12 protein-coding genes are annotated in these 15858 nt (G+C 45.7%); 4 read left to right on the top strand and 8 right to left on the bottom strand.

Annotated features, from left to right (window positions below):
- The first annotated feature begins 14 nt into the window (after positions 1–14).
- From pepA to ACRRSY_RS03800, 4 genes are all read left to right on the top strand, one after another.
- Positions 15–1523, top strand: a complete 1509-nt coding sequence (pepA, locus tag ACRRSY_RS03815; RefSeq protein WP_432454500.1) for a leucyl aminopeptidase — start codon at positions 15–17, stop codon at positions 1521–1523.
- Positions 1524–1640: 117 nt separating this feature from the next.
- Complete coding sequence (locus ACRRSY_RS03810) at positions 1641–2087, top strand: DNA polymerase III subunit chi (RefSeq protein WP_432460941.1); 447 nt, start codon at positions 1641–1643, stop codon at positions 2085–2087.
- A 14-nt stretch (positions 2088–2101) separates the two neighbouring features.
- Complete coding sequence (locus ACRRSY_RS03805; RefSeq protein ID WP_432460940.1) at positions 2102–4975, top strand: valine--tRNA ligase; 2874 nt, start codon at positions 2102–2104, stop codon at positions 4973–4975.
- 61 nt (positions 4976–5036) lie between these two features.
- A complete protein-coding gene (locus ACRRSY_RS03800) occupies positions 5037–5738 on the top strand; it encodes a DUF445 domain-containing protein (RefSeq protein WP_432464375.1) in 702 nt (233 codons plus the stop codon).
- A 16-nt stretch (positions 5739–5754) separates the two neighbouring features.
- Here ACRRSY_RS03800 and ACRRSY_RS03795 read toward each other — a convergent pair whose 3' ends face one another.
- The 8 genes from ACRRSY_RS03795 to cpdA all read right to left on the bottom strand — a co-directional run bounded on the left by ACRRSY_RS03795 (position 5755) and on the right by cpdA (position 15845).
- The gene (locus tag ACRRSY_RS03795; protein ID WP_432464374.1) at positions 5755–6501 is read right to left on the bottom strand and encodes a substrate-binding periplasmic protein; all 747 of its coding nucleotides are present in this window, start codon (positions 6499–6501) and stop codon (positions 5755–5757) included.
- Positions 6502–6586: 85 nt separating this feature from the next.
- A complete protein-coding gene (rraB, locus tag ACRRSY_RS03790) occupies positions 6587–6961 on the bottom strand; it encodes a ribonuclease E inhibitor RraB (RefSeq protein ID WP_432454505.1) in 375 nt (124 codons plus the stop codon).
- Entirely contained in the window at positions 6958–7743 is a 786-nt protein-coding gene (locus tag ACRRSY_RS03785) for a 1-acylglycerol-3-phosphate O-acyltransferase (RefSeq protein ID WP_432454506.1), read from the bottom strand. The genes rraB and ACRRSY_RS03785 overlap by 4 nt, the downstream gene beginning before the upstream one ends.
- Before the next feature lie 73 nt (positions 7744–7816).
- Positions 7817–10108, bottom strand: a complete 2292-nt coding sequence (parC, locus tag ACRRSY_RS03780; RefSeq protein ID WP_432454507.1) for a DNA topoisomerase IV subunit A — start codon at positions 10106–10108, stop codon at positions 7817–7819.
- A 13-nt stretch (positions 10109–10121) separates the two neighbouring features.
- Positions 10122–12518 carry a putative bifunctional diguanylate cyclase/phosphodiesterase gene (locus ACRRSY_RS03775; protein ID WP_432464373.1) on the bottom strand — a complete coding sequence of 799 codons (2397 nt, stop codon included), beginning with the start codon at positions 12516–12518 and terminating at the stop codon, positions 10122–10124.
- Between the two features lie 13 nt (positions 12519–12531).
- Positions 12532–14424 carry a DNA topoisomerase IV subunit B gene (gene parE, locus ACRRSY_RS03770; RefSeq protein ID WP_432454509.1) on the bottom strand — a complete coding sequence of 631 codons (1893 nt, stop codon included), beginning with the start codon at positions 14422–14424 and terminating at the stop codon, positions 12532–12534.
- Between the two features lie 11 nt (positions 14425–14435).
- Entirely contained in the window at positions 14436–14948 is a 513-nt protein-coding gene (locus tag ACRRSY_RS03765) for a YqiA/YcfP family alpha/beta fold hydrolase (protein WP_432454510.1), read from the bottom strand.
- Positions 14949–15020: 72 nt separating this feature from the next.
- On the bottom strand, positions 15021–15845 hold the full coding sequence (cpdA, locus tag ACRRSY_RS03760) for a 3',5'-cyclic-AMP phosphodiesterase (RefSeq protein ID WP_432454511.1): 825 nt from the start codon (positions 15843–15845) through the stop codon (positions 15021–15023).
- Between the last annotated feature and the right edge of the window lie 13 nt (positions 15846–15858).

Raw genomic sequence — 15858 nt, 5'->3', positions numbered from 1 at the left:
TTGTAGGAGCATTCATGGAATTTAGCGTAAAAAGTGGCAGTCCTGAAAAGCAACGTAGTGCGTGTATAGTCGTCGGTGTTTACGAACCACGTCGCTTATCACCAGTTGCCGAACAACTAGATAAAATTAGTGACGGCTATATCAGTGCCCTATTACGCCGCGGTGATCTAGAAGGGAAAGCAGGACAAGTATTGCTGCTACATCATGTACCCAACGTATTGAGCGAACGCGTGCTCTTGGTGGGGTGTGGCAAAGAACGGGAATTAAACGAGCGTCAATACCGTCAAATTATCACCAAAACGATCAACACCTTAAACGATACCGGTTCTATGGAAGCGGTCTGTTTCTTACCTGAGTTACACGTCAAATCACGTAATACTTATTGGAAAGTACGCCAAGCAGTAGAAACCACTCAAGAAAGTTTATACAGCTTCGACATGCTCAAAAGCAATCGTGAGGAAACGCGTCGTCCACTGCGCAAAATTGTCTTCAATGTGCCAACACGTCGTGAACTGGCTATCGGAGAAAGCGCTGTGCAACATGGTTTGGCTGTCGCGCATGGTGTGAAACATGCCAAAGATTTAGCCAATCTACCTCCCAATATCTGTAATCCGAGCTATTTAGCAGACCAAGCACAACAACTTGCGAATGATTATGACAATATTAAGGTGAGCGTGGTTGCAGAAGCGCAAATGGCCGAGCTAGAAATGAACTCTTACTTAGCGGTTGGTCGTGGCTCCGATAATGAATCGATGATGAGCATCATCGAATATTGCGCTCCTGGTTGTGAAGAGCAAAAACCACTGGTATTAATTGGCAAGGGTTTAACCTTTGACTCCGGTGGTATTTCCTTAAAACCTGGCGCAGGCATGGATGAGATGAAATATGACATGGGCGGCGCAGCTGGTGTTTATGGCGCGATGAAAGCCCTAGCCGAGTTACAATTGCCGCTCAAGGTGACCGGTATTTTAGCTGGATGTGAAAACATGCCCGGAGGCAACGCTTATCGACCCGGCGATGTGATTACGACCATGTCAGGACAAACCGTTGAGGTTCTCAATACCGATGCTGAAGGTCGTATGGTTCTATGTGATGTACTTACCTACGTAGAACGTTATGATCCAGAGTTAGTGATTGATGTCGCCACCCTTACCGGTGCCTGTGTCGTCGCTTTAGGCCATCATACTTCTGGCTTAATGACGCCACATAATCCATTGGCTCATGATTTACTCAACAGTGCCGAACAAAGTGGTGATAAAGCTTGGCGGCTACCACTCGGTGAAGAGTACCAAGAACAACTGGCGAGCAACTTTGCCGATATGGCGAACATTGGTGGTAAAACTGCAGGTTCAATTACCGCGGCCTGTTTCTTATCCCGTTTTGCCAAGAAATACAGCTGGGCTCATCTCGATATCGCAGGTACCGCTTGGAAATCAGGTGGCGAAAAAGGCGCAACTGGCAGACCAGTTCCGCTACTGACTCAATTTTTACTCAGTAAATCTGGTCAGGAAATCGAAGAATAAGCAACATTCTAGATCAATCAACAGGGAGCCTTGCTCCCTGTTTTGGTTTAAATAAGCACCACGAATATAGCCCGACAGGGCTTGGCTCGCGTATTTGGAACAAGTAGTCTCTAGCGTATGAATGCGAAATTTTATATCATGCCCGATTCGGTCATCAGTGACAGCGAGGCCCTCGATAAAATAGTGTGTCAAATCGTCGCACAATACTATCGAAATGGTGAGCGGATCGTCGTCTATTGTGCGTCAAAACAACACGCCGAGCGACTTGATGAGCTGCTATGGCAGTTTGAACCAGAACAGTTTGTACCGCACAATCTCAATGGTGAAGGCCCCCAAGGGGGAGCGCCTGTCGAAATAACCTGGCAGGTACCAAGGCAACGCCGTCAATGTTTGGTGAATCTCACCAGCACTGCGGTCGATTTTGCCAGAAATTTTCAACATCTTATCGATTTTGTACCCGCGGATGAAATCGGTAAAGCAGCGGCTAGAGAACGTTATCGAGTGTATCGCCAACAGGGTCTACAACTAGACACCGTAGCCTACACAAACCCAGAAATTAAATAGAGTCAAGACATCCAATGGAAAAGACCTACAACCCCAGCGCTATTGAACAGTCGCTATATCAAGAATGGGAACAACAGGGCTATTTTAAGCCCCATGGCAACACCGCTAAAGAATCGTTTAGCATCATGATCCCGCCGCCAAACGTCACTGGCAGCTTGCATATGGGGCATGCGTTTCAAGATAGCATTATGGATACTCTGGTCCGCTATCAGCGTATGCAGGGTAAAAATACCCTGTGGCAAGTAGGGACCGACCATGCCGGTATCGCTACCCAAATGGTGGTCGAGCGTAAAATCGCCGCCGAAGAAGATAAAACCAAGCACGATTACGGTCGTAAAGCATTTATTGACAAGATCTGGGATTGGAAGGCCGAATCCGGTGGCACTATTACCAAACAATTGCGTCGTCTCGGCGCCTCGGTTGATTGGGAACGTGAGCGCTTCACCATGGACCAAGGGATGTCTAAAGCGGTTGAAGAAGCCTTCGTCCGTCTTTATGAAGATGACCTAATTTATCGTGGTAAACGTTTGGTGAACTGGGATCCAAAACTACACACGGCAATTTCTGATCTAGAAGTAGAAAACAAAGAACAAAAAGGCCACATGTGGCACCTGCGCTATCCGCTGGCTGATGGTGAAACCACCAGTGAAGGCTTTAACTACTTAGTCGTTGCCACCACCCGTCCAGAAACCATGTTGGGTGATACCGGTGTTGCCGTAAATCCCGAAGACCCGCGTTATAACAGCCTGATTGGTAAATTTATTGAACTGCCATTGGTGGGTCGTCGAATTCCGATTGTTGGCGATGAACACGCCGACATGGAAAAAGGCACCGGTTGTGTGAAAATCACCCCTGCCCACGACTTCAATGACTGCGAAGTAGGTAAACGCCACCAATTGCCGATGATCAACATTCTCACCCTGAATGCAGAGATCCGTGATGAAGCTGAAGTATTTAATAGCAAAGGTGAGCCATCAGACGCTTACGCCACCGACATTCCTGCCGAATACCAAGGCCTCGAGCGCTTTGCCGCCCGCAAAGCGATTGTGGCTAAGTTTGATGAACTCGGCTTGCTCGAAGAAGTAGCAGAACACAATAACACCGTCCCTTACGGCGACCGCGGTGGAGTGGTCATTGAACCGATGCTGACCGACCAATGGTATGTACGTGCAGCGCCCTTAGCCAAGGTCGCAACCCAAGCCGTGGAAGACGGTGAAATTGAGTTTGTACCTAAACAATATGAAAATATGTACTTCTCGTGGATGCGCGACATTCAAGATTGGTGTATTTCTCGCCAACTTTGGTGGGGGCACCGCATCCCTGCATGGTACGACGAAACAGGCAAAGTTTACGTGGGTCGTAACGAAGCCGAGGTACGCAGCAAACACGGTTTAGCCGACGATATCAGTCTGCGCCAAGACGATGACGTTCTGGATACCTGGTTCTCATCTGGACTGTGGACTTTCGCCACCCAAGGTTGGCCGGAAAAAACGCCCGATCTGGCTACCTTCCACCCCAGCAACGTATTGGTCACCGGTTTCGACATCATTTTCTTCTGGGTTGCCCGTATGATTATGATGACCATGTACTTCATCAAAGATGAAAACAACAAGCCACAAGTTCCCTTTAAGACGGTGTATGTGACCGGGCTGATCCGCGACGAAAACGGCGACAAAATGTCTAAATCGAAGGGGAACGTACTCGATCCCTTAGACATGATCGACGGCATTGATCTCGAAAGCTTGGTCAGTAAGCGTTGTGGCAACATGATGCAACCGCAGCTGGCGAAGAAAATTGAAAAAGATACTCGTAAAACCTTTGAAAGTGGCATCGAAGCCCACGGTACCGATGCGCTGCGCTTTACTCTTGCCGCTATGGCCACTACTGGCCGCGACATTAACTGGGATATGAACCGCCTCGAAGGTTATCGTAACTTCTGTAATAAGCTGTGGAACGCCAGTCGCTACGTCTTAATGAATACCGAACAGCAAGATTGCGGGCTGTCTTCACAAGAGCACGGCGGCGACATGGAATTTTCACTGGCCGATCGCTGGATCGAAGGTCAGTATCAGCAAACCATTAAGGCCTACCGCGAAGCGCTCGACAGCTATCGCTTCGATATTGCCGCACAAACGATCTATGAATTCACTTGGAATCAATTCTGTGGCTGGTATTTAGAACTCACGAAGCCGATTTTGTTCAAAGGCAGCGAAGCACAGCAACGTGGCACCCGCTATACCTTGCTAAATGTACTAGAAAGCTTACTCCGTTTGATGCATCCAATTACCCCTTACATCACCGAAACAATTTGGCGCCAAGTCGCTCCGTTGGCTGGCAAGGGCAAGGCGGATGACAGCATTATGTTACAAGCTTTCCCTGAGTTTGATGCAAGTCGTATGGATGAAGCCGCCATCGCCGATCTTGAATGGCTCAAACAATTTATTTTGGCAATTCGTAATATTCGCGGTGAAATGGACATTAGTCCCAACAAACCACTCAATGTCTTATTGAAAAATGCCTCCAGTGAAGACCAACGCCGCCTAAAGGATAACGCACCGTTCTTAGCTTCTTTAGCCAAATTGGAGAGTACAAGTTTGTTAGCCGAAGGCGAAGCGTCCCCTGCTTCTGCTACCGCCTTACTTGGTGACATGGAACTACTGATCCCCATGGCTGGTCTCATCGATAAAGAAGCCGAGCTAACGCGGATTGGCAAACAACTTGAAAAGCTCGACAAGGACTTAGCAAAAGTTGCAGGTAAACTGTCTAACCAAAAGTTTGTGGCAAACGCACCTGAGCAAGTGATTGCGAAAGAGCGTGCTAAGTTAGCCGAAATGGACAAAGCAAAAGCAAAACTAGTCGCGCAACAAACGACTATCGCTGCGTTATAAATCACGTCTAGTTAAGGGTCCTCCGCCGGGGGACCTTTTTATTTGTAGACGAGGAACCAACATGAATAAAAGTTTCATCACCAATCTGATTGCCCTCGTATTGGTCTGCGTCGGCTATTTTTTCCAACAAGCACTGATGTTTTCCATCGGTTTATTTGCTCTATCTGGTGCCGCAACTAACTGGATAGCCATTCATATGCTATTTGAAAAAGTCCCCGGATTATATGGCTCGGGGGTTATTCCAGACCGCTTCGATGACTTTAAGCAAGGTATCAAAGAACTGATGCTAAGCCAGTTTTTTACCGCCGAAAACATCGACCGCTTTTTATCCGATGCCAGTGGCAAAGCAATTCAAGTCAACCTGAGTCCCGTCATCAACAAAACCGATTTTAGTCCGGCTTATCATGCCTTAGTAGAAACCATCGAAGGATCTTCATTTGGCGGGATGTTAGCGATGTTTGGTGGTAAGGAAGCACTCACCCCCTTAGAGCAGCCTTTTATCGATAAACTAAAAGAGGCTGTCCTTCAAATTAGTCAGGATCCACAGTTTAGTGAGGCTTTGCGCCAAGAATTAGAGCAACCAGAACACTTGGGTGACGTACAACAAAAAATCACTTTAATTATTGAACAACGCTTAGCCGAACTCACGCCGCAATTAGTGAAGCAAATTATTCAACAAATGATTAGAAAACACTTAGGCTGGTTAGTGGTTTGGGGCGGTGTTTTTGGGGGCTTGTTTGGCCTACTTAATGGCCTCGTATAAAACTCGATAGCGCGCGTTAATCGCGCTCTACCACGCCATAAGATGCGAGTATTTTAGTAATCTCGCCAGAGTCCAACATTTGTTGTAAGTGCTTTGAGATTTCTGCGGCGCGCTCGATCAACTTAGAACGTTTTGAAATGGCCAAATAAACCGAGCGGTAATTACGTTTTGTATAATTGGTATGCTCAAATATATCTGTCATGTGTCTTTGCTTTAAAAAGATATCACCTTCAATACAAGACATAATCAGCGTATCGATACGGCCACCAAGTAGTAGGCGAAATAAACTTTCATCGGTCGTTGCATAGTGTTTGAACAGTTTAAGATCTTGATCAAATTGTTCAAAATAAGCGACTTTGTTCAATACCCCTATCGTTAAGGAGTACAAATCAGAATAGCTATCGAGCTTCTGCACAGGTCTAATTTTCGCTTGATAAAAACACATGTCGTTATGACTACGGTAAGGCGGCTCAACAAAGTGCATATACTGCGCACGCTCATCGTTTTTATAGAGGCCGGTCATCACATCACTTTCACCAAGTTCCATATACTTTAAGCAACGTTTCCAACCACAGGGCTGAGTCTTTAACTCCAGATCAAGAGCCTGACTAAGCTGCTTAAGAATATCGATCTCGATACCGCTCAAACTACCATCGGCCTCAATCACTCGCCATGGCGGCCAATTAGCGTTGGCGGTGACCATCTGCATAGCGGCAACGGGCCAAGCCAGAAAAAATAATAGAACAACAATACGCAGCGACACAGCCTATCCTAAATCCTGAGCATATAGCTCAGTGTAATAAAAAAAACGACACCTAGGCGTCGTTTTCATCGATAAATTTTAGGCTCTATGACTCGTCGTCATCCTCATCAGACTCGAAATAGGTGCCCCATCCATCATAAATGACCTTATGCTTATCGGCAATATTCGCTAATTCTTCAATACTTTGTTTGATTATTTTCGCTTCTAGCGGCACTTCAACAATCACATCAAAGCACCATACCTTAGTCCCATCTTCTAGCTCGGCTTCTTCGGCATCACTCACCTCATAACCCGCTTTAAAGACATCTACCGCCGCTTTTTCAAGCACTTTAAAATCGTTGCTGGCAAGGTGGTGTTCGATGGTATATTCGGCATCTGGATCGCTGCCATCGGCCAATAATTCTTGAATAATTAAATCAGTTTCGGCCTGCCAATCGGCAATCAATTGTTGGGTACTCATGTATTCTCTCCTACCATGGTCTCTGCTGGGCTGGCTAAATTTCGTTGATGAACATCGGCATAATCGGCAGCTTCACCGCGTGCTTCCATGGTCAGCTCATAGATCCGTTGTTCCATCTGCTGATGCAAGTCGGCAATGTGACTGCGCAGCTGTCCTTTCCATTCTGCGACCGAAAAAGCATGGCCCACTTCAACGATCACCTTACCATTGTTCCAACGGTTCAGTTTTACCTGACCATGAGTTGAAGAACAACAGATCGGTAACATAGGAACTTTGGCTTGCATGGCTAGATGAAAAGCTCCGGTTTTAAAACTCTGCAAGCCACGTCCATAACTACGAGTACCTTCAGGGAACATCCATACCGACAGATGACGTTTCTCTATCGCAGCGGCCGCCTGCTTAATGGTGTCGGCGGCTTTACTACGTCGATCCCGGTCAATTAAAATATTACCGGTAATCCAGTAAATTTGCCCAAAGAAAGGGATCAACGCGAGACTTTTCTTACCGATAGACACCACCCCCTTACGCAAGGCGAATGGCAAGGTAAACATGTCATAACTATTTTGGTGGTTGGCTATCCATACCGCCTTTTCTGGCAATTGTTGTGTAACCACTCGAACTTCAACCTCAAGGCCCACAAAGCGTCCACATTTGGCAATTAAAACGCCAATCTGATGCACTAGGTCAGGATGACGAGGTCGAACCAAACAATACAAAATGACAAACGGAAATGCCGTTAACATCACTAAAGCAATAAAAATAATTCGAATTACAGCTAACATAGCACCCCCTTAAAACAGCACGCAGTATACGCGCTGAGATTTAAGTGAACAAGTGTAAGCTGAAAATCTACACTTAGGCATCTGCATTGGGCCCCTCTCCAAGCTCACTCTCGATAGCCTCGACCTCAATGCCATCGACGCGCTGTAAGCCTCGAGGCAATTTGTTACCACGTCGTCCTCGCTCCCCACGATAATGATCCAAATCGCTCGGTTTCAAAGTCAACTTGCGTTTGCCCGCAAATAGAGTCACCGAAGCATCGGCCGGAACAACACTCAGCAAAGTCACATATTCTTCGCGATTTTTCACTCTTGCACTAGGAATACTAATTAACTTATTCCCTTTACCTTTAGAGAGCTCTGGCAAACTGGTGAGCGGAAAGACCAACATTCTGCCCTCATTAGAGATGACCAGACAACTATCATTCTGGTAGCTGTCCACCACAATCGGAGCCACAACCTTACTGCCCGCAGGTAAACTCAAAAACGCCTTACCATTTTTATTCTTGCTTAACATATCGCTAAACTTACCGATAAAACCATAGCCGGCATCGGAGGCCACCAAGTAGCGCTGTTCGTCATTGGCCATCACGACATTGCAGAATACTTCCCCTGCCGCCAAATTAAAGCGACCAGTCAATGGCTCTCCTTGGCTACGTGCCGAGGGCAAGGTATGTGAATCGAGCGCATAACTGCGTCCTGCTGTATCTAAAAATACTGCCTGCTGATTACTGCGTCCATAAGCACTGCTTAAAAAGACATCCCCCGACTTGTAACTCAAGGCTTTAGCATCAACCTCATGGCCCTTAGCCGCTCTTGCCCAACCTTTTTCTGACAAGACCACGGTAATAGCTTCGTTTGGCATCAGCTCTTTTTCACTCAGGGCTTTTGCTTCTGCACGCTCCATCAGTGGAGAACGACGTGCGTTACCATAGGTTTCGGCATCAGCAAGTATTTCCTTCTTGATCAGCGTGCTGAGTCGACGTTCGCTACCCAGTAGCTTCTCCAGCTTATCGCGCTCTTCAGCTAACTCTGCTTGCTCGGCTCGGATCTTAATTTCTTCTAACTTAGCCAACTGACGCAATTTAATTTCAAGGATCGCTTCAGCTTGTTTATTCGACAAGCCAAAACGCGCCATCAGCGCCGCTTTAGGCTCGTCTTCGGTTCGAATGATTTCAATCACTTCATCAATATTGAGGAAGGCAATCAGCAAGCCATCCAAAATATGTAAACGAGCTAATACCTTGTCTAAACGATATTGCAGTCGACGGCGCACCACATCGCGGCGAAACCGCAACCATTCACTTAAGATCTGTAACAAGCCTTTCACTTGAGGCCGATTATCAAGCCCCAACATATTAAGGTTGACTCGGTAATTTCGCTCTAAATCGGTGGATGCAAACAAGTGATTCATTAATTGGTCAACATCCACTCGATTAGAGCGCGGTATCACCACAATTCGAGTTGGGTTTTCATGATCCGATTCATCACGCAAATCCACCACCATCGGCAGCTTCTTCGCTTGCATTTGTGCCGCGATCTGTTCGAGAACTTTGGCTCCCGAGACCTGATGCGGTAAAGCCGTAATCACAATGTCACCATCTTCGGTGTGGAATACGGCTCGCATCTTCACCGAGCCACGGCCCGTTTCATAAATCTTGCGAATATCGCGTCTCGGGGTAATTATTTCCGCTTCAGTTGGATAATCGGGCGCTTGTACAAATTCGAGCAACTCACTCAATTCAGCCTTCGGATTATCCAGAAGATGAACACAAGCCTTGGCAATTTCACCCACGTTGTGCGGTGGGATATCGGTGGCCATTCCCACTGCAATCCCGGTGACCCCGTTCAGTAAAATGTGCGGCAAACGTGCGGGCAGCACTTTCGGCTCATTCATGGTGCCATCGAAATTAGGTACCCAATCACAGGTTCCTTGGCCCAGCTCGCTCAGTAAAACCTCAGAAAATTTCGACAATTTCGCTTCGGTATAACGCATCGCAGCAAAAGATTTTGGATCATCTGGCGCGCCCCAGTTTCCCTGACCATCCACTAAGGGATGGCGATAGGAGAATGGTTGAGCCATCAATACCATCGCTTCATAACAGGCAGAATCACCATGCGGATGATACTTACCCAAAACGTCCCCCACGGTACGTGCCGATTTCTTATATTTTGCGTTAGCCGATAACCCCAATTCAGACATCGCATAAATAATTCTGCGCTGTACTGGCTTTAATCCATCACCAATATGGGGCAAGGCGCGATCCATGATGACGTACATGGAATAATTTAAATACGCTTGCTCAGTAAAAGTGCTCATCGATTGACGTTCTATGCCATCTAAACTGAGTTCATTCGCACTACTCATGCTCTATAACCTTTTATGTTCCTTGCAAAGCTAGCACTGCGGATGCTTTGTCAAATTGCCAGAAATAGCGTGCGCTAGCTGGTTTACCAATGTAATAACCCTGAGAGTAATCAACTCCCAATTTAATCAGTTCGTTATTTAATGCTTCCGATTCAACAAATTCAGCAATGGTCTTGTGGCCCAATTGATTGGCAATACCAACCAAGGCCTGAATAAACACCTTATCTTGGTGTTGATTCAAAATTTCTCGAACAAAAGAGCCATCAATTTTTAAGTAATCAAAGGGTAACTGTTTCAGCGAGTGAAACGAAGAATAACCGACCCCAAAATCATCTAATGCAATCGCACAACCAAGTGCCTTCAAACGCCGTATATGCTCTTCTGCTTGCTGCATGTTTGGTAACGCTGCTGTTTCGGTGATTTCAAAAATAATCATTTCGCCAGCAATATTACGACTCACAAATTCTCGGGCAATCCGGGCTATAACCTTTTCACTGCAGAAGGAGCGTGCCGATAAGTTTATCGCCAACTTATCGGTATAACCACAACGCAGATTGGTTTCCATCTGCTGCAAGGCCTGTTGCACGACCCATAAATCGATTTTGTCGATCTGGCCATTCTTCTCTGCTGCTAAAATAAGTTGATAAGGGGAATGTAAACGATCTTGTTCATCTCGAACCCGTAATAAAACCTCGTAATGCTCAACCTTATTCAGCTTATTGTTCATGATCGGTTGATAAAACAGTTCCAAACGGTCGCGTTCGATAGCATGTTGTGCCAAGTCCAACCAAAAGTGTTTTTTAGCAAGCTCCGAATCACTATTCTCCGCTTCAAAACTCACCACACAGTTTTTACCACGCTCTTTCGCTTGATTGTTGCAAATATCGGCTTTTGCCATCAACTCTTCAAATCTACTGCCATGTTCAGGAAAAGCAACAATTCCAACACAAGCCGAAGTGGTATGAATGATGTTGTGTCCCGGTACTCGAACTTGGGCCAATAAGCTAATGATCCGTTGTGCCGCGACTTCAGCATAGGCTAAACTGGTATCTTCAAGATAAATCGCAAATTCATCGCCACTGATGCGCGCTAAAATACTATCGTTTGGTAGCAAGCGCTCTAAGCTAGCCGAGACTTGGCAAAGCATTTCATCACCAGCACCGTGACCACTAATATCATTCACATATTTAAAATTATCTAAATCCACCATCAACAAGCAACCAAAACGTTGCTCTTCAACCATTTGATTCAAGACTCGCTCAAACTTACGACGATTCGGCAGATCGGTGAGGTTATCATAATTAGCAACCCACTCTAGCTCTTCAGCGCGGCTCTTCAATTGTTGTTCTAATGCTTCCAATTGATAAGACAATCGAACCAAGGCGTGATTCAGTTCATCGGACTCATCAGGCAATACCCGTTTACCTGTACTTTCCAAATTACGCCGAAATAGATTATGTGATGAGCGCGCCAATAAGGGTAAGTGATCGATGGTTTGTCGGATCCGTCGCAATGAAGGACTCAAGCAGAAAATAACAATCGCACCTGCGATAACCAAGGCTGCCATGCCAAACAACATGTTGTTATAGTTAGCCCGATTAAGCAGCTGAGATTGGCTATTAATGTCATTGATAATGGCGTAATAAACCGGCTTGTTACCGACGTTTCGTTTTATCGGAAAAGCATGTAATTCACTCAAACCCCATTCACTATTAAATTGCTCAAGACCATTTACAATCGAATGGCTGTCAAGCTTGGTCAACATGTTAGCGATTGACTGACGATACATCGATTCGGCATATAATAAATGCAAGGAGGCATCGTCGTTCAGCTCGAGCATAAAATGGTGGCTGCCTCGACTGGCAGGAAACAATTCCAATAACCGCAAGGCGTCGATGCTGTAAAAGGCTTGATAATCTGTCTGTTGCTCACCCACCTTAAAATGAGTAGCAACGATCACTCGGCAGCTTAACGGGCAATCTAAGATCCAAGAAAGCGGTTGATGCGCTTGTAACATCCAATCGGTCGCTTTTTGGCTATGCTCTAAATAACCGAAGTCATAACGCTCTCCTAGCTCAGGCACCACAAGGGTTAAACTGCGAATGGGTAGCTCTGTATAGTTCTTTAGATCTTGCCAAAAAGAATCGAATACCATTGCTAAATCCTCGGACTTAGCTTTCTCAAAACGATATGCTTGGCTGGCATTAAAGGAATTTAAACGCGCAAATACATCGTCATAATATTTTTGTAACTGATAATTTTGATTTGCAATGACATTGGTTCGACTGTCTCTGAAGAAACTCTGCAAATTGTCATGATTAAAGCTGATTAGGCCCACCAAACTAATCAACAATACACCGCACAGCAACAACAACGCCTTCGTTGCTAAGCCAAGTCGAAGATCTCGCATTTTTTAGGCTACCCTATACCAAGTCAGAGGCCATGTTTCCCTTGGTTTCTAACCATTGCTTCCGATCACCTGCGCGCTTCTTCGCGAGCAGCATATCCATCAACTGCAAAGTTGCGTGCTCTTCATCAATAGTGAGCTGAACCAAACGTCGTGTATTAGGATCCATGGTAGTTTCGCGCAATTGTAGAGGGTTCATTTCACCCAATCCCTTAAAGCGCTGTACATTCACTTTACCGCGTTTCTTTTCGGCTTCGATACGATCTAATATGCCTTGTTTTTCATCTTCATCTAGGGCATAGAACACTTCTTTACCCACATCAATTCGATACAAAGGAGGCATCGCCACATAGATATGCCCTTGCTCGACCAATGGCCTAAAGTGCATCATAAACAATGCGCATAATAGCGTGGCAATATGTAAACCGTCGGAGTCAGCATCCGCCAAAATACAAATTTTACCGTAACGTAAGCCGCTTAAATCATGACTATCAGGATCAATACCGATGGCCACCGAGATGTCATGAACCTCTTGCGAGCCCAGAACCTCACTCCCGTCCACTTCCCAAGTGTTGAGAATTTTACCCCGTAAAGGCATCACCGCTTGGATCTCTCGTTCACGCGCCTGCTTCGCACTGCCTCCCGCCGAGTCACCTTCCACCAAAAACAGTTCCCCAGCCAGCGGATCCTGACTAGTACAATCAGTCAGTTTCCCTGGTAAGGCTGGTCCCGATGTCACTTTCTTACGAGCAATTTTTTTACTGGAACGCATTCGCCGTTGCGCATTGTTAATAAACACTTCGGCAAGCAATTCGGCTTGATCGGTATTACTATTTAGCCACAAACTAAAGGCATCTTTGACAACCCCAGAAACAAAAGCTGCTGACTGTCGAGACGACAAGCGCTCTTTAGTTTGTCCGGCAAATTGTGGATCTTGCATTTTTACCGATAACACATAGCAACAACGGTCCCAGACATCGTCCGGCGTCAATTTCAGACCTCGCGGCAAAATATTACGAAACTCACAAAACTCTCGCATCGCATCGAGTAGACCTTGCCGTAAACCATTCACATGAGTTCCGCCTTGCGCGGTAGGAATTAAGTTCACATAACTTTCGGTGATACTTTCGCCACCTTCAGGCAACCAACTCACCGCCCAATCTACAGCCTCTACATTGCTACTAAAAGCGCCGGTAAAGGGGTCGTCTGGCAGACTAATGTAATCTTTAAAGGACTGACTTAAATAGTCTTTTAAACCATCTTCGTAATACCATTCATCCTGCTGATTACTAATTTTATCAATAAACTTAATATTTAAGCCTGGACACAATACCGCTTTAGCTCGCAACAAATGACGCAGCCGTGAAACCGAAAACTTAGGGTTATCAAAATAACTTGGGGTTGGCCAAAACCGAACTTTGGTTCCGCTATTACGTTTGCCGACACTGCCAGTAACCGCTAACTCTTGAACCTTATTCCCATCTTCAAAGGCCATTTCATAGACCTGGCTATCACGACGAACCTGCACTTCGACCCGGGAAGATAAGGCGTTAACCACCGAAATACCAACCCCGTGTAGCCCTCCAGAAAATTGGTAATGCTCATTCGAGAATTTGCCCCCCGCATGCAAGCGAGTAAAAATCAGCTCAACACCACTCACCTTCTCTTCCGGATGAATATCGGTAGGCATGCCACGACCGTCATCGACCACTTCGATAGATTGATCTGCGTATAAGGTAACGATAATAGACCGAGCGTGACCGGCAAGCGCCTCATCCACACTGTTATCGATGACTTCTTGTGCTAAGTGATTGGGACGAGTGGTATCGGTATACATGCCAGGTCGGCGTTTTACCGGATCTAAGCCACTTAATACTTCAATAGAGTCGGAATTATATTGGTCAGCCATGATGGAAATATTTACCTAAGAGCCAAGAAGTCGAGAATAGCACCACAATGCCGTTCAAAGCCTTGAAAGCTGTGGTCTCCGCCCTCTTCAATAGTGAATTTTGCGCCTTTATACTCGGTGACCGCTAGCCTAAAGTCCAGCACTTCATCACCCGTTTGTAACAACGCCCATAACTGTTGTTGACAGCTCAAATCGCTAACTTCCAGTTGTCGTAAGTGTTGTATATGCTGCGCTTGCAAGTCATAACGTTGCTGAGTATAGGGATTAATTTGTTCCCCTAAATAGTCGTTTAATAAGATATATGGTTTTACTGCTGGATTAACCAGTACCGCAGGAGCGCCCGTTTGTTGCGCCACTTTGGTCGCCAAAAAGCCACCAAGAGAACTACCAATAACACCTAAACGAGCATCATGATTTGATTCTAATAACTGGGAAATTTGCTCCCAAGCTTGCTGTGGATAACAGGCTAACTGAGGACATAAAAACTGAATATGTGGTGCATTCTCTGCGACATAGTTCGCCATAACTTGCGCCTTCGCAGAATAAGGCGAACTATTAAAACCATGTAAATACAATAAAACTGACGCTTGCTCCACTCAATAACCTTTAGATTTTGGATCCGGAAGAAAACTTCGCTCAGATAAACGACGTAAACGAGTGGCAATTCGCCCCTCTTTAGTTAACTGCAAGTAACGCCAGCCCGGTTGTTGGTGATCAAGAGCAAAATTTGCCGACAACGGTAAAAACTGAATACAAGTACTTGGTGTTGCAATATAAGCGATGCCATCAAACTGAAACTCATAGTTTTGATGCACATGACCAAAAATAACTCCTCGCACATTTGGATAGTTGGCGATCACAGCAAAAAAAGCATCTGCATTTTTCAAATTATGCTGATCTAACCACTTACTCCCCACAGGAATACTTTGATGATGCATTGCGATGAGTACATGTTTATCAGGATACTCAGCTAAAGCCTTGGCTAAGCGATCTAACTGTGACTGACTCAATGAACCATGCGGCTCTCCCGCCACTTGAGTATCTAACATGATGATTTGCCAATGTTCACTGACTAACTGCTTGGCGGTCAAAATCCCATGCTGTTCAAGCGTGTCCATGTTTCCTTGTAGATCATGATTCCCCGGCAACCAAAAGCAAGGCTTCTCTAACTGCGCAATTTTTTCAGCGAAACGTTGATAGGAACGTTTACTGTGATCTTGAGACAAATCGCCAGTGGCCAGAATGTAATCAAAGGGAATTTGGTCTTGTTGGATGTTCGACAACACAGCACTAAAACTGTCGCAAGTATTAACGCCTAGCAACCCGGTACGTTCATCAGCGAAAAGGTGGGTATCAGTCACTTGCAACAAATGCACACTGCCATCTTCTGCTGTATTAATATTTAATTTAGTAAATGCCACAATCTTTTCTTGG

This window comes from Agarivorans sp. QJM3NY_33 (assembly GCF_050870865.2).
GTDB lineage: Bacteria > Pseudomonadota > Gammaproteobacteria > Enterobacterales > Celerinatantimonadaceae > Agarivorans.
The sequence above is the reverse complement of the archived record's forward strand: the minus strand, read 5'-3'. Positions and strand labels throughout refer to the sequence as shown.